This is a genomic window from Propionicimonas sp., from assembly GCF_034927565.1.
Lineage (GTDB): Bacteria > Actinomycetota > Actinomycetes > Propionibacteriales > Propionibacteriaceae > Propionicimonas.
Window position 1 is genome coordinate 1 of sequence record NZ_JAYFPT010000005.1, and the last position, 21,691, is coordinate 21,691.

At 69.7% G+C, this 21,691-nt stretch carries 20 protein-coding genes; 17 read left to right on the forward strand and 3 right to left on the reverse strand.

Annotated features, from left to right (window positions below):
* The 4 genes from VB080_RS01440 to VB080_RS01455 form a co-directional block, all read left to right on the forward strand.
* Positions 1–1,005 (forward strand): class C sortase (locus VB080_RS01440; RefSeq protein WP_323416637.1); only part of this gene is annotated, 1,005 nt, incomplete at its 5' end.
* Between the two features lie 164 nt (positions 1,006–1,169).
* Positions 1,170–4,700 (forward strand): DNA polymerase III subunit alpha, encoded by a 3,531-nt coding sequence (dnaE, locus tag VB080_RS01445; protein WP_323416638.1) that lies wholly within the window; start codon positions 1,170–1,172, stop codon positions 4,698–4,700.
* 10 nt (positions 4,701–4,710) lie between these two features.
* The gene (locus VB080_RS01450; protein ID WP_323416639.1) at positions 4,711–5,355 is read left to right on the forward strand and encodes a hypothetical protein; all 645 of its coding nucleotides are present in this window, start codon (positions 4,711–4,713) and stop codon (positions 5,353–5,355) included.
* Positions 5,352–6,824, forward strand: a complete 1,473-nt coding sequence (locus VB080_RS01455) for a CYTH and CHAD domain-containing protein (RefSeq protein WP_323416640.1) — start codon at positions 5,352–5,354, stop codon at positions 6,822–6,824. Before VB080_RS01450 ends, VB080_RS01455 begins: the two co-directional genes overlap by 4 nt.
* 8 nt (positions 6,825–6,832) lie before the next feature.
* Here the strand turns inward: VB080_RS01455 and ybaK are convergent, their stop codons facing one another.
* Positions 6,833–7,315 carry a Cys-tRNA(Pro) deacylase gene (ybaK, locus tag VB080_RS01460; RefSeq protein WP_323416641.1) on the reverse strand — a complete coding sequence of 161 codons (483 nt, stop codon included), beginning with the start codon at positions 7,313–7,315 and terminating at the stop codon, positions 6,833–6,835.
* Between the two features lie 16 nt (positions 7,316–7,331).
* Positions 7,332–8,069 carry a DUF554 domain-containing protein gene (locus tag VB080_RS01465; protein WP_323416642.1) on the reverse strand — a complete coding sequence of 246 codons (738 nt, stop codon included), beginning with the start codon at positions 8,067–8,069 and terminating at the stop codon, positions 7,332–7,334.
* A gap of 79 nt (positions 8,070–8,148) precedes the next feature.
* Here VB080_RS01465 and hisD point away from each other — a divergent pair, with 79 nt between their 5' ends.
* Genes hisD through VB080_RS01495 form a run of 6 tightly spaced genes read left to right on the forward strand, consistent with a single transcriptional unit; the run spans position 8,149 to position 13,957 of the window.
* Positions 8,149–9,453, forward strand: a complete 1,305-nt coding sequence (hisD, locus tag VB080_RS01470; RefSeq protein WP_323416643.1) for a histidinol dehydrogenase — start codon at positions 8,149–8,151, stop codon at positions 9,451–9,453.
* Positions 9,450–10,544: a histidinol-phosphate transaminase gene (locus tag VB080_RS01475; protein ID WP_323416644.1), complete on the forward strand. Its 1,095-nt coding sequence runs from the start codon at positions 9,450–9,452 to the stop codon at positions 10,542–10,544. The genes hisD and VB080_RS01475 overlap by 4 nt, the downstream gene beginning before the upstream one ends.
* Positions 10,541–11,152, forward strand: a complete 612-nt coding sequence (gene hisB, locus VB080_RS01480; RefSeq protein ID WP_323416645.1) for an imidazoleglycerol-phosphate dehydratase HisB — start codon at positions 10,541–10,543, stop codon at positions 11,150–11,152. Before VB080_RS01475 ends, hisB begins: the two co-directional genes overlap by 4 nt.
* Positions 11,149–11,781, forward strand: coding sequence for an imidazole glycerol phosphate synthase subunit HisH (hisH, locus tag VB080_RS01485; protein ID WP_323416646.1), 633 nt, complete (start codon positions 11,149–11,151; stop codon positions 11,779–11,781). The genes hisB and hisH overlap by 4 nt, the downstream gene beginning before the upstream one ends.
* A complete protein-coding gene (priA, locus tag VB080_RS01490; protein ID WP_323416647.1) occupies positions 11,778–12,509 on the forward strand; it encodes a bifunctional 1-(5-phosphoribosyl)-5-((5-phosphoribosylamino)methylideneamino)imidazole-4-carboxamide isomerase/phosphoribosylanthranilate isomerase PriA in 732 nt (243 codons plus the stop codon). The genes hisH and priA overlap by 4 nt, the downstream gene beginning before the upstream one ends.
* The gene (locus VB080_RS01495) at positions 12,506–13,957 is read left to right on the forward strand and encodes a GH25 family lysozyme (RefSeq protein WP_323416648.1); all 1,452 of its coding nucleotides are present in this window, start codon (positions 12,506–12,508) and stop codon (positions 13,955–13,957) included. The genes priA and VB080_RS01495 overlap by 4 nt, the downstream gene beginning before the upstream one ends.
* 63 nt (positions 13,958–14,020) lie before the next feature.
* Here VB080_RS01495 and VB080_RS01500 read toward each other — a convergent pair whose 3' ends face one another.
* On the reverse strand, positions 14,021–15,085 hold the full coding sequence (locus VB080_RS01500; RefSeq protein WP_323416649.1) for a biotin/lipoate A/B protein ligase family protein: 1,065 nt from the start codon (positions 15,083–15,085) through the stop codon (positions 14,021–14,023).
* A gap of 94 nt (positions 15,086–15,179) precedes the next feature.
* Between VB080_RS01500 and VB080_RS01505 the strand changes: the two genes are divergently transcribed.
* The 7 genes from VB080_RS01505 to secF all read left to right on the forward strand — a co-directional run bounded on the left by VB080_RS01505 (position 15,180) and on the right by secF (position 21,658).
* Positions 15,180–15,947: a YebC/PmpR family DNA-binding transcriptional regulator gene (locus tag VB080_RS01505; protein WP_323416650.1), complete on the forward strand. Its 768-nt coding sequence runs from the start codon at positions 15,180–15,182 to the stop codon at positions 15,945–15,947.
* 113 nt (positions 15,948–16,060) lie between these two features.
* Complete coding sequence (gene ruvC, locus VB080_RS01510; protein ID WP_323416651.1) at positions 16,061–16,585, forward strand: crossover junction endodeoxyribonuclease RuvC; 525 nt, start codon at positions 16,061–16,063, stop codon at positions 16,583–16,585.
* Positions 16,582–17,169, forward strand: a complete 588-nt coding sequence (gene ruvA / locus VB080_RS01515) for a Holliday junction branch migration protein RuvA (protein ID WP_323416652.1) — start codon at positions 16,582–16,584, stop codon at positions 17,167–17,169. The genes ruvC and ruvA overlap by 4 nt, the downstream gene beginning before the upstream one ends.
* A 5-nt stretch (positions 17,170–17,174) precedes the next feature.
* Entirely contained in the window at positions 17,175–18,218 is a 1,044-nt protein-coding gene (ruvB, locus tag VB080_RS01520; protein ID WP_323416690.1) for a Holliday junction branch migration DNA helicase RuvB, read from the forward strand.
* Between the two features lie 104 nt (positions 18,219–18,322).
* On the forward strand, positions 18,323–18,820 hold the full coding sequence (yajC, locus tag VB080_RS01525; RefSeq protein WP_323416653.1) for a preprotein translocase subunit YajC: 498 nt from the start codon (positions 18,323–18,325) through the stop codon (positions 18,818–18,820).
* A 118-nt stretch (positions 18,821–18,938) separates the two neighbouring features.
* Entirely contained in the window at positions 18,939–20,504 is a 1,566-nt protein-coding gene (secD, locus tag VB080_RS01530; protein ID WP_416339577.1) for a protein translocase subunit SecD, read from the forward strand.
* On the forward strand, positions 20,504–21,658 hold the full coding sequence (gene secF / locus VB080_RS01535; protein ID WP_323416655.1) for a protein translocase subunit SecF: 1,155 nt from the start codon (positions 20,504–20,506) through the stop codon (positions 21,656–21,658). Before secD ends, secF begins: the two co-directional genes overlap by 1 nt.
* The last annotated feature ends 33 nt before the right edge of the window (positions 21,659–21,691 follow it).

Here is a 21,691-nt window from a genome sequence, read left to right on the forward strand (position 1 = left end):
GTGGTGGGTGGGCACCTGTCACACCTGCCCACCCACCACGACGAGGGAGAGTTCGTGACCCGCGCTGCGGCTGAGGCCCCGGGGTCACGGCTCGAGCCGGCGGCCCCGGCCCGACGACGCTGGAAGCTGTCCTGGAGCGGCACCGGGCTGGCGCTGCTGCTGGTCGCCGGGGTGGCCGTGAACCAGTATCCGGCGGTGGCCAGCTGGGTCGCGCAGTACCACCAGTCGCAGCTGATCAGCGATGTTGCCAGCGCCGAGGTCCATCAGTCCGCCCAGCACCTGGAGACCGAGCTCGACCGGGCCAGGGCCTACAACGAACAGTTGGTGGGCGGAGCGCTGGTCGCGGCAAACGATCGGCTGCCGACCTCGGACGCCGGCCCGGTGGGCGGTTACGACTACAACGCGCTGCTCGACGCCACACCCGACAAGGTGATGGGCAGACTGCGGATCCCCGCGATCGACGTCGACTTGCCGATCTACCACGGCACCGATGACGTCACCCTGACCAAGGGGGTCGGCCACCTGGAGGGTACGTCCCTGCCGGTCGGCGGGACCTCCCAGCACACCGTCCTCACCGCCCACCGTGGCCTGCCTCAGGCCACCCTCTTCGACGACCTGGACAAGGTGGTGGTCGGGGACACCTTCACCATCGAGCTGTTCGGCGAGGTGCTCACCTACCGGGTGGTCACGACCCAGGTCGTCCAACCCGACCAGAACCAGGCACTCAACCCGGTCTACGGCCGGGACCTGGCCACCCTGGTCACCTGCACTCCGCTGGGCATCAACTCCCACCGCATCCTGGTCACCGGGGAGCGGGTCCTGCCCACGCCCGTCCAGGACCTGCAGGCAGCCGGCCAACCGCCCGATATCCCGGGCTTTCCCTGGTGGACGGTCGTCATCGCCGGCGCGCTGACAGCGGCGGCGCTGATCGTGCGGCGCACCGGCTATCCGCCCGCGCGTCGTCCGAACCGGGCGCTGCGAGGCGACACCGGGGCGACCAGCTGAGACCGAATCGCGCCACCGGGCCGCGAGCAGCCCGACCGGCAGATCGCCGGAAGGTCAGTGCGCGTCGCTGGAGGGTACTGTCGGTTCGCCGGGTTAGGGTGGGTACCCGCTGACTTCCCCCAGCGCCCACAACTCGTCGTCTTGTCTGGAGGCGTGGAACTGTCGTGTCGGCCGGTTTCGCTCATCTGCACTGCCACTCCGAGTACTCGATGCTGGACGGCGCCGCGCGCCTGAAGGACCTGGTCTCCAGCTGCGAGCAGATGGACATGCCGGCGCTGGCAATCACCGACCACGGCAACCTGTTCGGCGCCTACGAGTTCTACAAGACCGCGAAGAACTCCGCGGTGAAGCCGATCATCGGGCTGGAGGCCTACCTCACCCCGAAGACCCACCGCAGCGAACGCAAACGGGTCCAGTTCGGCGACGGCACCGGTGACGACGTGGCCTCCAAGGGCGCCTACACCCACATGACGATGTGGGCGGCCGACAACGACGGCATGCACAACCTCTTCCGGCTGAGCTCGCGCAGCTCGCTGGAGGGCTTCTTCTACAAGCCGCGGGCCGACCGCGAACTGCTCAGCCAGTATGCGAGGGGCCTGATCGCGACCACCGGCTGCCCGTCCGGCGAGGTGCAGACCTACCTGCGGCTGGGGCAGTACGACCAGGCGGTGGAGTCGGCTGCGGAGTTCCGCGACATCTTCGGTGCCGGCAACTTCTACGTCGAACTGATGGACCACGGCCTCGAGATCGAGACCCGGGTGCGCGACGACCTGCTGCGGCTGTCCAAGCAGTTGAACCTGCCGCTGGTGGCCAGCAACGACCTGCACTACGTCCACGCCAGCGACGCCGAGGACCACGACACCCTGCTGTGCGTCTCGGCCGGTGCCAACAAGGACACTCCCGGCCGGTTCAAGTTCGACGGCAACGGCTACTACCTGAAGTCTCCCGACGAGATGCGTCAGCTGTTCTCGAACCTGCCCGAGGCCTGCGACAACACCCTCGAGATCGCCGAGCGGTGCACGATCAGCTTCGACGAGGGCGTCGGCACCTATATGCCGCGCTTCCCGGTGCCGCAGGGCGAGACCGAGTCGTCCTGGTTCGTCAAGGAGGTCTCCCGCGGGCTGAACGACCGGTTCCGCGGCAGTGTCCCCGACTACGCCGTCCGGCAGGCCGAGTACGAGCAGAAAGTCATCATCGACAAGGGCTACGCCGGCTACTTCCTGGTGGTGGCCGACTTCATCAACTGGGCCAAGCGCAATGGCATCCGGGTCGGCCCGGGCCGTGGCTCCGGCGCCGGTTCAATGTGCGCCTACGCGATGCGGATCACCGACCTCGACCCGGTGCCGCACGGCCTGATCTTCGAGCGCTTCCTCAATCCCGAGCGTCCGTCGATGCCCGACTTCGACGTGGACTTCGACGAGCGCCGGCGCGGCGAGGTGATCCGCTACGTCACCGAGAAGTACGGCGACGACCGGGTCTGCCAGATCGTCACCTACGGCACCATCAAGGCCAAGCAGGCGATCAAGGACGCCGGGCGGGTGCTGGGCATGCCGTTCAGCCTGGGCGAGCGGCTGACCAAGGCCTACACCCCGCCGGTGCAGGGCAAGGACGTCTCGCTGGCCGACGTGTTCAACCCCGAGCACGAGCGCTACGCCGAGGGCGGGGAGTTCCGCGAGCTCTACCAGGCCGAGCCCGAGGTCAAGCTCGTTGTCGACACCGCCCGTGGCATCGAGGGCCTGAAGCGGCAGTGGGGCGTCCACGCGGCTGGCGTGATCATGTCGAGCGCGCCGTTGATGGACGTCATCCCGGTGATGAAGCGGGAGCAGGACGGCCAGATCATCACCCAATTCGACTACCCGAGCTGCGAGAGCCTCGGCCTGGTCAAGATGGACTTCCTCGGCCTGCGGAACCTGACCATCCTGGACGACGCGGTCCGCAACGTGAAGATCAACCGGGACATCGACCTGGACCTGGACGAGTTGCGTCGCGACATGTCCGACCGGCCGACCTACGAGCTGCTGGCCTCCGGCGACACCCTCGGCGTCTTCCAGCTGGACGGCGGCGGGCTGCGCTCGCTGCTGAAGCTGATGCGCCCGGACAACTTCGAGGACATCTCGGCGACCATCGCGCTCTACCGCCCCGGACCGATGGGCGCCGACTCGCACACCAACTACGCGCTGCGCAAGACCGGCCGGCAGGAAGTCGAGCCGATCCACCCCGAACTCGCCGAGCCGCTGGCCGACATCCTCGACACCACCTACGGCCTGATCGTCTACCAGGAGCAGATCCAGCAGATCGCACAGCGGGTGGCCGGCTACAGCCTGGGCCAGGCGGACCTGCTGCGCCGGGCGATGGGCAAGAAGAAGAAGGAGATCCTCGACAAGGAGTTCAAGCCGTTCAGCGAGGGGATGAAGGCCAATGGCTACTCCGACGGCGCGATCAACACACTGTGGGAGATCATGGTCCCGTTCGCCGCCTACGCCTTCAACAAGGCGCACTCGGCGGCCTACGGCGTGGTCTCCTACTGGACTGCCTACCTGAAGGCGAACTATCCGGCCGAGTTCATGGCCGCCCTGCTGGAGTCGGTCAAGAGCGACAAGGACAAGACCGCGCTCTACCTGGGCGAGTGCCGCCGGATGGGCATCCGCGTGCTGCCGCCGGACGTGAACGAGTCCGAGGGGATGTTCACCCCGGTGGGTGAGGACGTCCGCTACGGCCTGGCCGCGATCCGCAATGTCGGCGACAACGTGGTGAAGGGCATCGCCGAGGCCCGGCAGGCCAAGGGCGCGTTCACCGACTTCAACGACTTCCTCGACAAGGTGCCGCTGGTGGTCTGCAACAAGCGGGTGATCGAGTCGCTGGTCAAGGCCGGCGCCTTCGACTCCCTGGGCCACACCCGCCGCGGGCTGATGGAGTGCTTCGAGCAGAAGGTCGACGAGGTGATCGACCTCAAACGAAACCAGGCCAACGGCCAGGACGACCTTTTCGCCGGGCTGTTCGCCGACGAGCCGACCGGGGCGGCAATGTCGGCAAGCCCGGTACCCCTGCTGCCGGAGTGGGACAAGCGGGTGAGGCTCGGCTTCGAGCGGGAGATGCTCGGCCTGTATGTCTCCGATCACCCGCTCAACGGCCTGGAGCACATCCTGGAAGCCAACCGCGACCTGTCGATCGGAGCGCTGCGCGCCGAGGACGGTCCGCGTGAGGGCGTGGTGGTGATCGCCGGCATGATCACCCAGGTGGTCCGCAAACAGACCAAGGCAGGCGATCTGTGGGCGATCGTGAGCGTGGAGGACATGGAGTCCTCGATCGAGGTCCTGCTCTTCCCGAAGGTCTACCAACTGGTGGCGACCTCGCTGGCCAGCGACACCGTCGTCCGGATCAAGGGACGGCTGCGGAGCCGGGACGACGGCGTCGAACTGCAGGGCAACGAACTGGGCTTCCCCGACATCAACGATGGCCCCTCTGGGCCGTTGCTGATCTCGCTGCCGGCCGTCCGCTGCACCCCGGCGGTCGTGGAGCAGCTGCGCGGCGTCCTGCGGGCGCATCCTGGCGGTACCGAGGTGCGGGTGAGGTTGATCAGCCAGTCCAACGGTTCGAAGACCTGGCGGCTGGACGACACGCTGCGGGTGGCGCCGTCGCGTCCGCTGATGGCCGACCTCAAGGCGCTGCTGGGGCCGTCGTGCGTGAACGTGTAGCGTTCGGTTCGTGAGCACCACCCTGACCGAGGACGAGTTCGGCGAACTCCAGGAGCCGCGGACGCCGGTCTCCGAGGTGCTGCCGTGGATCGGCATGCTCGCGATGCTCGCGGTGGTGGCGGGCGCGCTGGCTGCGGTCTTCTGGTCGCGGGTGGTGGTGCTGCCCAGCTACACCATCCTGCGCAACGGCCGGGCCGTGGTCACCGAACGGGCGCTGACCGAGTTTGTCGCCGCGGACGCCTGGTTCGTGATCTGCGGGGCGGTGGTGGGAATCGGGCTCGGCATCGTGGCCTGGAAATGGTTCAAACCGCTGGGCTGGCCAGCGGCACTCCTGGCCGCCGGCGCCGGGCTGTTGTCCGGCCTGGTCTGCTGGAAGCTCGGTGAAGTGCTCGGCCCGGGCGACTTCAGCGAACGGATCGCGCAAGCCAGTCCCGGCGACCTGGTACCGATCAGCCTCACCCTGCGGAGTTGGTCGGCTCCGGCGGTGTGGGCCTTCGCGGCGGTCACGCCGGTGCTGCTGGCGGCCTCGCTGGGCCCCGACGACGCCGGTGAACCGGTGCGCCGGGGCAGCGCCCGGCCGGAGGAGGAGCAGCCGGAGAACGTCGATGAGCGCGGCGTGATGTCCACTGTCGGCGAGGAGGACCTGGCACGGTGAGCCGGGCGGAGCCCACCGCCGAGGTGGAACGCAAGTTCGTCCCGGTCGGGGAGCAGCCGCTGCCCGACCTGACCGGGCTGGCACAGCTTGGCCGGACGACAGCGTTCGACCTGGTCGCGACCTACTACGACACGATCGACTTCGACCTCACCGTGGCCCACCAGGTGGTGCGCCGGCGGCTGGGCGGTGACGACGAGGGCTGGCACGTGAAGCTGGCGGGTACCGACTCCGAGCACCGTCGCGAGTACCACGCCCCGCTCGGCCTCACCCGGCCACCGGCGGCGCTGCGCGAGTTGGTGGCCGGCACGCTGGGCGAACAGGCACTCCTGCCCGTCGCCGAACTGCGCACCCACCGGGTGCAGAGCGAGTTGCGCGACAGCGCGGGCGGGCTGCTCGCCTACCTGTGCGACGACCGGGTGCTGGCGACCGCCGGTGAACACCGCCAGGCCTGGCGGGAGGCCGAGGTCGAACTGGCTGGCGGCAGCTTCGATTTCCTGGAGGCGGTGACCACAGCGTTCGAGAGCGCCGGCGTCCCGTGGTCGGCCGAGGCCGCCAAGATCGGGCAGGCGCTCGGTCCAGCGCTGGCCGACCACGAACGTCAGGCTCAGGGCGTTGCCGGTGCGGGACGGGTGGTGCTGGCGTACCTGGCCGTCCAGATCGGGGTGTTGCAGGAGCGCGAGGCAGCTGTGCTGGCCGACCTCCCCGACGCCGTGCACCGGAGCCGGGTGGCCACCCGGCGGCTACGCAGCAGCCTGCGGACCTTCGCGCCACTGTTCACCGGCGATGCCGCCGCCCGGCTACGTGCCGAGTTGGGCTGGCACGCCGCCGAGCTGGGTGCGCCGCGCGACGCAGAGGTGCTCCGCGACGGACTGCTGGCCACGATGGACGAACTGGGGCTGGATCCCCAGGCCCCCGAACGGCAGCTGCTGACCGAGCGGCTGGGCGAGGAACACGCCCTGGCCCACGCCGAACTCGCCCGCACCATGGCATCGGCTCGCTACGACGCCCTTCACGAAGCAATGATGGCCTTCCTGGCCGCGCCGCCGTTCGCAGCGGTCGCCGCCGAACCCGCGGTCGCCGAACTGCACGGCCTGCTCGACCGGGCGCGCGGCCGGGTCGCCAGGCTGCATGCCGACGCGCTGGCCGCACCCGACGACCTGACCCGCTGGCACGAGGTACGCAAGGCCGCCAAGGCGGTGCGCTACGGCGCCGAAGCGCTGGTCGGAGTGCTGGGTGAGCGTGCACAGGCCCATGCCGCGCTCTGGGAGGCGGTCACCGACGCCCTGGGGCAGGTGCAGGACAGCGTGGTGGCCCGCGCGACCGTGACCCGCCTGGCTGCCGAACCGGCCGTCCAGGGCGGGGAAGCGGGTGCCTTCACGTCCCTGCTCGCCCACCACGCCGAACGCGGACGGCTGCACCTGGCCCGTGGTCGCCAAGCGCTGGAAGAGGCGCTGGCGGCATCGCTGTGATCGCCCCGCTAGCCAGCGATGTCGGCGAAGCTGGCCCGGGTGAGCCGGGCGAGCTCGGCGGGGGAGAGTTCGACCTGGAGGCCTCGGCGTCCGGCCGAGACGAAGACGGTGTCGAACAGCTGGGCGGTCTCCTCGATGATCGTCGGCAGCGCCGTCTTCTGGCCCAGCGGTGAGATACCGCCGACGATGTAGCCCGAACTGCGGGCCGCCACACCCGGATCGGCCAACTGGACCTTCTTCACGCCGAGCGCGGCGGCCATCGCCTTCAGGTCGAGGTGGGCGGCCACCGGGACCACGGCGACGGCGAGCTCGGGTCGTGGCCCGGTTGAGGAGTCGACCACCAGGGTCTTGAAGATCCGCAGCGGGTCGACGCCGAGGGCGGCGGCTGCTTCCTCGCCGAAGTGACGGTTGCCCGGGTCGTGGGCATAGGGGTGCACGGTGTAGGCGACCCCGGCGGCGTCGAGCGCAGCGGTGGCGGGAGTGGCGGACATCAGGAGGCCACCGTCCTCACACGACCAGGCTGACCAACCAGGTCAGGATCGGGGCGACCAGCAACGCGGGCAGCATGTCACCGATCCGGATCTGCTTGATGTCGGCCAGCCGGAAGCCCAGGCCCAGCAGGATCACGCCGCCGGCGACGGTCAGCGCATCGATCTGCCCGGCCGACATGAACTCGCCCAGACCGAAGCCGACGAGGGTGAGCGTGCCCTGGATGAGCGCCAGCGGAATCGCGGACGCCAGCACCCCCACGCCCATGCTGGAGGCGAAGGCGACCGACGCGAAGCCGTCCATCGTGCCCTTCACGATCAACTGCTCGGCTCCCTTGCCAAGACCGTCCGAGATCGACCCCAGGATGGTCAGTGGGCCCACGCAGAAGATCAGGGTGGTGGACACCATCGCCTCGATGAAGGTAGAGCGTTCGGAGTTCTTCGCGATCTTGCCACGCAGCCAGTCGGCGGCACCGTCGAGCCTATCCTCCAGCCGGATGCCCGCTCCGATCAGGCCGCCGAGCAGCAGGGAACCCAGCACCACCAGTACCCGCGAGCCGGCGCCGACCTCCGCGGCGAAGGCATCGGACATGCCTTGTGCGATCGACAGTCCGCCGATCACCAACGAGACCAGACCCAGACTCTGGGTGACCACCATCCGGGTGCGTTCCGGGAGCCGATGCCCGATCGCCAGCCCGAGCAGGGAACCGAGCACCACGGTGACGACGTTGAAGACCGTGCCGGCGCCGATGAACATGCGGCACAGTCAACCACGCCGGCCGGGTCGGCTTCGACGCGTGGACAGCCGTCGGGCGGCGGTCGCCTAGAATCCCCCTGTGCTGAGAACCCTCGATCTGCGCGGCCACGCCGTGGACTCCTCCGTCAGCCTGCCCCGAGCAGCATTCGACGTTGAGGCGGCCACCGAACGGGTGCGTCCGATCGTCCAGGCGGTCGCCGAGCGGGGCGAGGCCGCGCTGGCCGAGTTCTCCGAGCGTTTCGACAAGGTGGTACCGGCCAGCTTCCGGGTGCCGGCCGAGGAACTGGCCACGGCGGAGGCCGCGCTCGAACCCGGGCTGCGGGCCGCCCTGGTGGAGGCGATCCGGCGGCGTCAGATCGTCGCCGGCAACGAACTGGACGCCACCGAGGTGCGGGTCGAGATCGAGCCCGGTGCGGTGGTCTACCAGCGCTCGGTGCCGGTGCGCCGGGTCGGCCTCTACGTGCCGGGCGGCCTGGCGCCGCTGGCCTCCAGCGTGCTGATGAACGTGGTACCTGCCCAGGTGGCCGGGGTCTCTTCGATCGCGGTCAGTTCACCACCGCAGGCCGAGTTCGGCGGTCTGCCGCATCCGACCATTCTCGCGGTCTGCTCCTTGCTGGGCGTGGCCGAGGTCTACGCGGTCGGCGGGGCCCAGGCGATCGCCATGTTCGCTCACGGGGTGCCGGGGCTCTGCGAACCGGTCGACCTGGTCACCGGGCCGGGCAACATCTACGTCGTGGCCGCCAAGCGGCTGCTGCGCGGCCGGGTCGGCATCGACTCCGAGGCCGGGCCCACCGAGATCGCCGTTCTGGCCGATGCCGGGGCGAACCCGCAGTTCGTCGCAGCTGACCTGATCTCCCAGGCCGAGCACGACCCGCTGGCGGCCTCGGTGCTGGTCACCGACTCGCCCGAACTCGCCGCCGCGGTCCAGACGGCCGTCGCGGTGCAGGTCGAGGCCACGCGGCACGCCGAACGGGTGCGGACGGCGCTGTCCGGCGAGCAGTCAGCGATCGTGCTGGTCGACGATCTCGACGCCGGTCTGGCAGTCGTGAACGCCTATGCCGCCGAACACCTGGAGATCCAGACCGCGAACGCAGCGGCGGTGGCGGCCCGGGTGCGCAATGCCGGCGCGGTCTTCGTCGGTCCCTGGTCGCCGGTCTCCCTGGGCGACTACGCCGCCGGCAGCACCCACGTGCTACCCACCGCCGGAGCCGCCCGACACTCGTCCGGGCTGAACGTGAAGACCTTCCTGCGCGCCGTCCACGTGATCGACTACAGCCGCGAGGCACTGCTCGAACTGGCCGGACGGGTGGAGACCTTCGCCGGTGCGGAGGATCTGCCGGCGCACGGCGCGGCGATCACCGTCCGGCGAGGAGCAGACGCATGAGGCCCGACCCGTCCCTGGCCGACCTGCCGCTGCGTCCGGAACTGGTGGGGGAGGAGCCCTACGGAGCTCCGCAACTGCCGGACGTGGTGCTGCTCAACACCAACGAGAACCCCTACCCGCCCAGCGAGGCGATCATCGCCGACATGGCCAGGGCTGTCGCGCAGGCGGCCGCAGGAGTGAACCGCTACCCGGACCGCGAGGCGGTGGTGCTGCGCACCGCGCTGGCGGCCTACCTCGGCCACGGCCTGGACGCCTCCCGGGTCTGGGCAGCGAACGGCTCGAACGAGGTGATGACCCATGTCCTGGGCGCCTTCGCCGGGCCCGGACGCACCGTCCTCACCTTCTCGCCCACCTATTCGATGTACCCCGAGTACGCCCGCAACACCCACTCCGGCTACGTCGTGGTGCCCCGCCGTCCGGACTACGCGATCGATCCGGCCGAGGCGCTGGCGGCGATCGCCGAGCACCAGCCGTCGGTGGTGATCATCACCACCCCCAACAACCCCACCGGCACCACCACTGCGCTGGAGGTCACCCGTGAGATCGTCGCCGGCACCGACGCGATCGTCGTGGTGGACGAGGCCTATCAGGAGTTCTCGCGCACCCCGGAGCAGACCGCGCTCACTCTGCTGGGCGAGTTCGGCAACCTGGTCGTGGCCCGGACGATGAGCAAGGCCTTCGCCCTGGCCGGCGGACGGGTGGGCTACCTTGCCGCGGCCCCGGCGATCGTCGACGCCTGCCGGATCGTGCGGCTGCCCTATCACCTGTCGGCGCAGACCCAGGCGCTGGCCCTGGTGGCGCTGGCGCACGCGCCCGAGATGCTCGCCCAGGTCGATCTGCTGCGGCAGGTGCGCAACGACCTGCTGCGCCGACTGCCTGAACTCGGGGTCGAGGTCGTGGCCTCGGATGCCAACTTCTGTTTGTTCGGCCGGTTCGCCGACCGGCATGATGTCTGGCAGCGGATCCTGGCCCGCGGCGTGCTGGTGCGCGAGGTCGGCCCGCCCGGCTGGCTACGGGTGTCGGTGGGCACACCGGAGCAGACCGAACAGTTCTACGACGCCCTGGCAGGGGCCCTGGAGGGGATCCGATGACCCGAGCAGCAGTCCGGGAACGGGCCACGAGTGAGTCGACGGTGCGGGTTGCGCTCGACCTGGACGGCACCGGGCGCTCGCAGATCAGCACCGGCGTGGGGTTCTACGACCACATGCTCACCGCCCTGGCCAAGCACTCCCTGATCGACCTGGACATCACCACCACCGGTGACCTGCACATCGACGGCCACCACAGCGTGGAGGACACCGCGATCGTGCTGGGCCAGGCCTTCGCCGAGGCCCTGGGCGACAAGGCAGGCATTCGCCGCTACGCCGACGCCACCGTGCCGCTGGACGAGGCCCTTGCGCACTGCGTGGTCGACCTGGCCGGTCGGCCCTACGTGGTGCACTGCGGCGAACCCGAGGGACAGCAGTACGTTGCCATCGGCGGCTCCGGGGTGCCCTATATGGGCTCAATGACCCGGCACGTGCTGGAGTCCTTCGCGCTGAACGCCGGTATCTGCCTGCACATGCGGGTGCTCGCCGGCCGGGACCCGCACCACCTGGTCGAGGCCCAGTTCAAGGCGCTGGCCCGGGCGCTGCGCGACGCGCTGGTGATCGACCCGCGGATCGTGGGCGAGATCCCGTCCACCAAGGGCGCCCTGTGACGCTGGTCGCCGTCCTCGACTACGGTTCCGGCAATGTCCACTCGGCCACCCGGGCGGTTGCCGCGGCGGGCGCGGAGGTCGTGCTGACCGCCGACCCAGAGCTCTGCCGTCGGGCCGACGGGCTGGTGGTGCCCGGTGTGGGCGCCTTCGCGGCCTGCATGGACGCTCTGGTGGCGATCGACGGGCCGGCGATCATCGGTGCGCGGCTGGACGCCGGTCGGCCGGTGCTGGGGATCTGCGTCGGTCACCAGGTGCTCTTCGACCGCGGGATCGAGCACGGCCGGAGGGCCGACGGGCTCGGACTGCTGCCCGGGGTGGTGGAGAAGCTGGACGCGCTGCCGCTGCCCCACATGGGCTGGAACACGGTCACCCCGCCGTCCGGCAGCCGGCTGTTCGCCGGCATCGCCAAGGAGCGGTTCTACTTCGTGCACTCCTACGGGGTGCACTCCCTGGCCGGTCCGCTGCCGGGGGCGGCACTGACCTGGGCCGAGCACGGCGGCGACAGGTTCATCGCGGCGGTGGAGGACGGGCCGCTGTGGAGCACCCAGTTCCACCCCGAGAAGTCCGGGACGGCCGGCGCCCGGCTGCTGCGCAACTGGATCGACACGCTCACCGAAGGAGACCGATGAACCGCCTGGAACTCTTGCCCGCCGTCGACGTGCAGGGCGGCCAGGCGGTGCAACTGGTACAGGGCATCGCCGGCACCGAGAAAACCTTCGGCGACCCGGCCGCCGCCGCCCGGCGCTGGCAGCAGGCCGGCGCGGAGTGGATCCATCTGGTCGACCTCGACGCCGCCTTCGGACGAGGCTCGAACGCCGACCTGCTGGCCGGGATCATCGCTGGACTGGAGGTGAAGGTCGAACTGTCCGGTGGGATCCGGGACGACGCCTCCCTGGAGCGGGCGCTGTCGACCGGCTGCCGCCGGGTGAATATCGGGACGGCCGCGCTGGAGAACCCGGACTGGTGCGACCGGATCATCGGAGAATTCACAGACCGGATCGCGATCGGTCTGGACGTCCGGGGCACCCGCCTGGCGGCCCGCGGCTGGACCCGCGAGGGTGGCGAACTGTTCGAGACCCTGGAACGGCTGGACCGGGCTGGCTGCCAGCGCTACGTGGTCACCGACGTCACCAGCGACGGGATGTTGTCCGGGCCGAACCTGCAGCTGCTCGCCGAGGTGTGCGCGCGAACTGACGCGGCCGTGGTGGCCAGCGGGGGCATCTCCACCCTCGACGACCTGCGGGCGCTGCGGCAACTGGTGGGCTCGGGGGTCGAGGGCGCGATCATCGGAACGGCGCTGTACGTCGGCAACTTCACCCTCACCGAAGCCCTCGCCGTGGCTTCGGGGGAGCAGTGAACGACCGCCCGGCGCCCGCGCCGTCAGCCCGATCGGGGACGGCAGCGACGCCCCGGCGCCGGGGTGGCCGGCTGGTCGCGGTGCTGCTGGCGACCGCCGTACTCCTGCCCTCGCCGGCGGCGCCGGCGATCGACGCGGCCGAGGTTGCCGCCGCGGAACCGCTGGTGACCCTCGCTCCGGCAACGGGCGTCGACCCCACGGCTGCCGCGTCGCCGAAGGCTGCGCCAGCGGCGTCCCCGAAGACGACGATCACCGCCGATCTGCCCGCCTCGATCACGATCAGCCGGTACGGCACCCGCACCAAGGCGAAGCTGAAGGTCACGGCGACGGGCAAGAAGCTGCGTTACACCTGGCAGGTGAGCAAGCCCGGCAGCCGGCACTGGAAGAAGGTCAAGAAGGGCACGTCGGCCACCCTCACCGTCACCACGAAATGGCGCGCCGGGACGAAGTTCCGGGTGGTGGTGACCGGGACGAAGGGCAAGGCCGTCTCCCGGACCACCACGCTGAAGGTGCTGCAGCCGAGCCTGACCCCCGCCGCCGACGCGCAGGCGAAGTTCGGCCTGACCGGGCTGCGCCAGGGCGTCGACCTGTCCGCCTATCAGGCAGGGGCCAGCATCCCGACCATCGCCGCCTGGGCCGGCAACGGGGGCGTCATGCTGTTGCGCACCGCCAGCGGCGCCCGTCCGGTGCGTACCGACTACGTCAGCCTGTGCACCGGTGCCAAGGGAAACACCGGCCGGGTGCCGGTGGTCGAGGACTGCGCCTACCGCGGCTTCGCGAAGGCCGCCAGGGCGAAACGGCTGCGGATCGGTCACTACTGGTTCAACGGCTGGATCGACAGCACCGACCCGACTGCCAACCAGGTGTTCGCCAACGGCTACACGGTCGTCGACTCGGCCCGCGACTTCGTGGCCTGGCTGATCGCCGACGGCGGCTACACCAAGACCAGCACCGATCCGCTGGTGCTGGACATCGAGAACGGCCGGGCCTGGACCAGCAAGTCCGGCGGCAAGAAGTACACCGCCAGCCTGCGGGCCTGGAACCCGCAGGAGGCCACGGCCTTCCTCCAGACGGTGCGGCAGTTGCTGACCGGCCAGGGGTACCAGGCGAACCTGTACGTCTATATGAGCGCCAACGCCGCCTCACGGCGGGCCGCGGACGGCAGCTACGTGTGGGCGCCGCTGGCCGGTTCCGTCCGGCTCTGGGTGGCGTCCTGGGGAACCGACAACGGCCGGGTGCCGGACAAACTGCCGGCCACCGGGCCCTGGCAGACCTGGTCGATCTGGCAGTACAGCTCGAACCTGCGGATCCCCGGCAGCCGGGCCGGGGCCCTGGACGCCGACCTGGTCCGTCCCCACGCCTGGACACCGCTCGAACTGCCCCAGCCCTCGACCGGCCCCGGCGGCTGGCTGACCACCGAGGTGGGGCTGGGTCGGGGGATCGGCTGAGCCGGCCGCAACCAGGTCAGCGGTGGTTGCCGACCACACCCTGCCGGCAGCAGGGGTTGCCGGTCACGGCACCCGGGCGGTCCACTCCGGATTGCCGAACTTGGTGCGCACCAACTCGGCGGCCTGACCGAGTTCGTCGGCGGTGAGTTCGCCATCGACCACCTGGTAGCGGGAGCGGAAGACGTCCAGGAAGGTCGCCATGACCTGTTCCCGGGGCAGGTGGGTCTGGGAACGCACCGGGTCGACCCGCTTGTTGGCCGACTTCGTCCCCTTGTCGGAGAGCTTTTCCCGGCCGATCCGCAGCACCTGCATCATCTTGTCGGCGTCGATGTCGTAGGCCATGGTGACGTGGTGCAGCACCGAGCCGCCGACGAACCGCTTCTGCGCGGCGCCGGCGATCTTGCCAGCCGGGGAGGCGATGTCGTTCAGCCCGGCGTAGGTCGCCTGCACCCCGACGGCAGCCAGGGCGTCGATCACCCACTGGTCGAGGAAGGCGTAGGACGCCTCGTAGCTCATCCCGTCCACCAGCGAGGCGGGCACCACCAGTGAGAAGGTGATGCAGTTGCCGGCCTCCATGAACATCGCACCGCCGCCGGAGACCCGGCGGATCACCGAGACCCCGTACCGTTCGGCGGCCTCGGCGTCCACCTCGTTGCGCAGCGACTGGAAGGAGCCGATCACGACCGCCGGGTCCTGCCACTCCCAGAACCGGAAGGTCGGCCCACGGCGGCCCTCGGCCAGTTCACGGCCCAGCACCTCGTCCAGGGCGGCGTGCATCGCCGGCGGCAGCGGGCCGGGATCGAGATAGGTGAACGCGTGGTCGCCCCAGCCGGAGGACAGACCGAGCGCCCGGCGCACCGCGGTGCCGACCGCGCGGGAGTCGAAGCCGACCATGGCAACGTTGGGTGGCAGGGCGGTGTCGATGGTGCGGGCCAGATCGGCGACACCGGACGCCACCGGCAGTCCGACCAGGGCGGCATCGATCAGGTCCAGCGCCTCGTCCGGATCGAGGAAGAAGTCGCCGCTCACGCTCACCCGGGCAAGCCGCTCGTCGGCCACCTCGAGATCGACCGCCACCAGCTTCCCGCCGGGCACCTTGTACTCGCCATGCAGTTGTCCAGAAGTCACGTGGCGAGACTACGCGATCGGCCGGTTCGGCTCCGACGGCGCCACTGCCGTAAAGTAGGGGCCGACTTTTCCACCACGACCGGAACGGACGTCAATGAGCGGGCACTCCAAGTGGGCCACCACCAAGCACAAGAAGGCAGCCATCGATGCCAAGCGCGGCAAGCTGTTCGCCAAGCTGATCAAGAACATCGAAGTGGCAGCCCGGGTTGGCGGCGGTGACCCCGGCGGGAACCCCACCCTCTACGACGCCATCCAGAAGGCGAAGAAGAACTCGGTCCCCAACGACAACATCGATCGCGCGGTCAAGCGCGGCAGCGGCGTCGGCGGGGACGCGGTCGACTACCTGGAGATCACCTACGAGGCCTACGGCCCGGCCGGGGTGGCGATCCTGATCGAGTGCCTCACTGACAACCGCAACCGTTCCGCCTCGGATGTGAAGGTGGCGGTCACCCGCACCGGCGGCACGATGGCCGATGTCGGTTCGGTCTCGCGGATCTTCGACCGCAAGGGCGTCGTCGAGGTGGCCAGGGCCCAAGGCGGCCGCACCCTGACCGAGGACGATCTGCTCGAAGCCACCCTGGACGCCGATCCGGAGGATGTCCTTGACGAGGGCGAACTCCTCAAGGTGATCAGCGACCCGAGCGCGCTGGTTGAGGTTCGCAAGGCCGTCCAGGCCGCCGGGCTGGACTACGAGTCCGCCGAGGTGCAGTTCCTGCCGCAGTACACCCAGGAGGTGGCCACCAAGGAGGCTGCCGAGAAGCTGTTCAAGCTGCTGGACGCGATCGAGGATCTGGACGACGTGCAGAACGTCTACACCAACGAGGACGTCCCCGAGGACATCCTGGAGCAGTTGGAGGACTGAACTCGTCTCGCCCTCGGGACGACTGCGGAAAGCGGTGCGGTCGGCGTGCCTGCTCGCAGCGGCACTGGTCGCTGCGTAGTATCCGAACAGTTGTTCGGTCGAATGAGGTGGCGATGCGTGTCCTTGGGGTGGATCCCGGTCTGACCCGCTGTGGTGTGGGCGTGATCGAGGGCGAACCCGGACGCCCGCCGCGGCTGGTGGCGGTGGGGGTGGTCACGACTCCGTCCGATCTGGATCATGCCCTCAGGCTGCTGCGGATCGAGGAGGGCCTGAATGCCTGGGTGGGGGAGTACGCCCCCGACACCATCGCGGTGGAACGGGTGTTCGCCGACGCCAACGTCTTGTCGGTGATGGGCACTGCCCAGGCGGCCGGGCTGGCGATGGTGGCCGGCGCCCGCCGCGGGATCAGCGTCCATCTGCACACGCCCACCGAGGTGAAGGCGGCCATCACCGGCTCGGGACGGGCCGACAAGGCCCAGGTGGGCGCGATGATCACCCGCATTCTCAAACTGGACGCGCCACCGAAGCCGGCCGATGCCGCCGATGCGGTGGCGCTGGCGATCTGCCACCTGTGGCGTGGCGCCGGCCAGAGCCGGATCGACGCCGCCCTGGCGAAGGCGAAGCGGGGATCGGCATGATCGCGCAACTGCGGGGCACCGCCGTGGCGGTGGGTGCGACCTGGGTGGTGGTGGAGGTCGCGGGCTTCGGCGTGAAGGTGCTGTGCCCGCCGGCCACCGCCGCAGCCCAGCGGGTCGGCGCACAGAGCACGCTCTCCACTTCGCTGGTGGTGCGGGAGGATTCGCTCACCCTCTATGGCTTCGCCAGTTCCGACGAGCGCGACTGCTTCGAGTTGGTCCAGACCGCCAGCGGGATCGGCCCGAAGATCGCCCTGGCGGTAGTGGCCACGCTCGGTGCCGACGACCTGCGGGCGGCGGTGGCCGGTGGGAACGTCGCGGCGCTGACCCGGGTCCCGGGCATCGGGGCGAAGGGCGCCCAGCGGCTGATCCTCGAACTGAAGGACAAGGTCGGGCAGCTGAGCCTGGCCGGGCAGGCCAGTGGGGTTCCTGGCGGCTGGCGGGAGCAGGTGAAGACCGGGCTGGAGGGGCTGGGCTGGTCCAGCCGGGACGCCGACGCGGCCTGTGACCGGGTGGCCGCGCTGGCCGAGACCGAGACCTCGGTGGCGGTCCTGATGCGGGCCGCGCTGCGAACCCTGGCAAAGTGAGCGCCGTGAGCCTTCCCGAACGCGACACCGACCCGCTCGACCCCTACCCGCAACTCGGCGAGCAGGCTGCCGAGTCGGCGCTGCGGCCGGGCAGCCTGGCCGAGTTCCGGGGCCAGCCGCGGGTCAGCGACCAACTCGGCCTGGTGCTGGACGCCGCCCGTCACCGTGGCACCGTCCCCGAGCACGTCCTGCTGTCCGGGCCGCCGGGCCTGGGCAAGACCACCCTCGCCATGATCATCGCCGCCGAGATGGGGGTGCCGCTGCGGGTCACCTCCGGCCCGGCCATCCAGCACGCCGGCGATCTGGCGGCGATTCTGTCCGGGCTCACCGAGGGCGAGGTGTTCTTCCTCGACGAGATCCACCGGATGTCCCGCCCGGCAGAAGAAATGCTCTACCTGGCGATGGAGGACTTCCGGGTGGACGTGGTGGTGGGCAAGGGCCCCGGCGCCACCGCGATCCCGCTGGAGATCCCGCCGTTCACCCTAGTCGGCGCCACCACCCGGGCCGGGCTGCTGCCGGGCCCGCTGCGCGACCGGTTCGGGTTCACCGCGCAGCTGGACTTCTACGACACCGAGGCGCTGGAGCAGATCCTGCGGCGCTCGGCAGACCTGCTCGGCATCGAACTGGGCGCTGCCGCCGCGCAGGAGATCGCCTCCCGTTCCCGCGGCACGCCCCGGATCGCCAACCGACTGCTGCGCCGGGTGCGCGACTACGCCCAGGTGCGCTCCGACGGGCGGCTGACCCCGCAGGTGGCAGCTGCGGCGCTCGAACTCTACGAGGTCGACCCGCTCGGCCTGGACCGGCTCGACCGAGCGGTGCTGGACGCCCTCTGCAGCCGGTTCGGCGGCGGTCCGGTGGGGATCACCACGTTGGCGATGGCGGTCGCCGAGGAGGTCGAGACCGTTGAGGAGGTGGCCGAACCGTTCCTGGTGCGCCAGGGCTTCCTGGTGCGGACGCCACGCGGCCGGATGGCCACCCCGCGTGCCTGGTCGCACCTCGGCCTCACCCGGCCGGGCAACCTTCCGGACCTGTTCTCGGAGGGGGATTAGCCGCCATCGGGCCGCCGAATGCGGTTTTCGCAGGATGCGGCGCTAGGCTACTGCGGCGGCGGTGTCGACCGCACCGGGCAATGTCGTGATGTGAGGAATCGAAGATGGAAACCATCCTGATGGTCGTCCTGATGGGCGCCGCTGTCTACTTCCTGATGATCCGGCCGCAGCAGAAGCGGTCCAAGGAGCAGAAGGAGAAGATGGCCTCCCTGGCCCCAGGCGCGCGCGTCATGACGGTGTCCGGCATCGTCGGCACGATCAAGCACCTCGGCGAGAAGCAGGCCATCCTGGAACTCTCCCCGGGCGTGGAGATGACCGTTGTCAAGCAGGCGATCTCCACCCAGGCCGTGGAGGACGAGTTCGAGTACGCCGACGAGGGCGACGAACCGGCGGCCGACTCCGACGAACTGGCAGCGCTGGAACCGGCAGCGCTGGAGCCGGACGGCGTCATCGACTCCTCCGGTGAACTCACCTTCGACCCGACCAGGCCGGCCGATCCGGAGCCGATCGCCTCGGTGCTCGACGCCACCCCGGCCGACGGTCTCGACACCGGTCTGGACACGTCGCTGGCCGACGACGAGAGCCCGAAGTCCCAGAACTGACCCTTTCCCAACCGTTCCACCACCCAAGGCAATCGTGGCTACCACCAGCAAGCACCACACCCATCCCGTCCGTACCCTGGTCGTCTTCGGGGTGGTGATCGTCGCCCTCTACACGATCATGGGCTTCTCCGGCGTCTTCACCCCGAAGCTCGGCCTCGACCTGCGTGGCGGCACCACCGTCACCCTGACCGCCTCCAATGTCTCCGGCAGCGGCTCGGTCGACCCTGCCAGCCTGGAGTTGGCCCGGACGATCATCGGCCAGCGGGTGGACGCGATGGGCGTCGGCGAGACCGAGGTGACCACCTCCGGCGATCGCCAGATCATGGTGTCGGTGCCGAACGTCCAGGCCGAGAAGCTGGTGGACATGGTGGGCACCACCGCCCAGCTGAACTTCCGCAAGGTGTTCGACGTGGCGGTGTCAGGCCAGTCTGCGGGCGCGGAGACGCCGGATGACGAAGAGGTGTCGCCAGAGCCGACCGCCTCGCCGTCCGCAACCAACAAGCGGCCGCTGCCACAGCTGCCCACTCCGGTGCCCAGCCCCCGTCCGACGGCACCGGCCGAACCCGCCAAGACCCTCGACGAGTTGCTGACCTACGCCCCGGACGAGCGGGACACCAGCGAGTTCCAGTCCTACTCCTGCGACCAGACCTCGCCGACCCCGGACGTGGCCGACCAGCCGTTGATCACCTGTGACGAGGAAGGTGTCTACAAGTACCTGCTGGGACCGGCGCTGATCAGCGGCGAGCAGGTCGCGAAGGCGTTCCCGTCGGTGCCGCAGAGCTCGGTCTCGTGGGTGGTGGCGCTGGAGTTCAACGAGCAGGGCGCGAAGGACTTCGAGACCGTGACCCAGCACCTGTCGACCCAGACCGAACCGCAGAACCAGTTCGCGATCACGCTGGACTCCAAGGTGAAATCGGCCCCCAGGGTCGAGAACCCGATCGCCGGCGGACGGGCGGAGATCTCCGGGTCGTTCACCCAGGCCTCGGCTCAGGATCTGGCCACCGTGCTGTCCTATGGCGCGCTGCCGCTGTCCTTCAGCGTCGATTCGGTGGACAACGTGTCAGCCAAGCTCGGCGGCGAACAGCTGCGCGGCGGCCTGATCGCCGGTGCCATCGGCCTGGCACTGGTGGTGCTGTACAGCCTGATCTACTACCGCGGCCTGGCGGTCGTGGTGGTGGCCTCGCTGGCGATCGCCGGTGCGATCACCTGGGTGCTGCTGGTGCTGCTCGGCCAGGGCATGGGCTACGCGCTCAACCTTCCCGGCATCGCCGGCGCGATCGTCGCGATCGGGGTGACGGCGGACTCGTTCATCATCTTCTTCGAACGAATACGCGATGAGGTCCGTGAGGGCCGAAGTCTGAAGACCGCCATCGAGACCGGCTGGATCCGGTGCCGCAAGACCATCCTGGTCGCCGACTCGGTGTCGCTGCTGAGCGCCATCGTGCTGTTCTTCCTGGCGATCGGTGCGGTCAAGGGCTTCGCGTTCACCCTCGGCCTGACCACCATGATCGACATCGCGATCGTGTTCTGGTTCACCAAGCCGATGATGACGCTGCTGGGCAGGACCAAGTTCTTCGGCGGCGGGCACCGGTTCTCCGGGTTCGAGGCCGAGCACCTGGGGGTCACCAATCCGCCGTTGCACAACGGCAAGAACCGTCCGGTCGGCGTGGGAGGGGTGGCCTGATGGCGCACAACGGCTTCGCGCACCGGCTCTACACCGGCGAGATCTCCTACGACTTCATCGGCAAGCGGAAGATCTGGTACCTGGCCACCGCCGTGGTGCTCTCGGTCTCGATCCTGGCGATCCTGGTCCGTGGACTGAACTTCGGCATCGAGTTCAGCGGCGGTGCCGACTTCCAGGCGCCGATCCCGGTCGCCTCCGACACCGTTGACAAGGTCACCAACGCCGTCCAGGCGCTCGACCTGCCCGACAACGACGAGCTCACCGTCACCACCATCGGCGACGGCACCGTCCGGGTCCAGACCCGCGCGCTGTCCACCGACGAGGTGGCCCAGGTCAAGCAGGCGATCGCCGATGTCGCCGGTACCAGCATCGACGAGGTGGGTTACAGCCTGATCGGCGCCTCCTGGGGCCAGCAGATCACCCAGCAGGCGATCATCGCGCTAGCGGTCTTCCTCGGCCTGGTGATGCTGCTGATCTGGGGCTACTTCCGCGACTTCAAGATGTCTGTCGCCGCGATCCTGGCACTGCTGCACGACCTGGTCGTGACAGTCGGTGTCTATGCCATCGTCGGCTTCTCCATCACCCCGGCCACCATGATCGGCGTGCTGACCATCCTGGGCTACTCGCTGTACGACACGGTGGTGGTGTTCGACAAGATCCGGGAGAACGTGGCCGACCTGGAGCACAGCCGGCACACCTACTCCCAGCAAGCGAACCTGGCCGTCAACCAGGTGCTGATCCGGTCGCTGAACACCACGATCATCGGCGTGCTGCCGGTGGCCGCACTGCTGGTCACCGGTGCGTTCGTGCTGGGCACCGGTCCGCTGAAGGACCTCGGCCTGGCGCTGTTCGTCGGCATGATCGCCGGCGCATACTCGTCGATCTTCATCGCCAGCCCGCTGCTGGCCGACATGCGCGAGGCCGAGCCGGCCATGAAGGAGCACCGGGCACGCCTGGAGCGCCGGGCCGCGCGGAACCGGGACCGCCACGTCGACGAGGTCGCCACCGAACCGGCGACCAGGAGTGTGACCGTCGCGCTGGACGAGACCGAGCCGGTGGCGGACGTGGCCACGCTGGGCCTGGTCTCCGCCGACGCGGTGAAGGACCAACGCGTGCAACCGGTACGACAGTCCCGGAGCAACCGCAAGAAGTAGCCGGCCGAGGTTTCACACACAGACAGGGCGGCC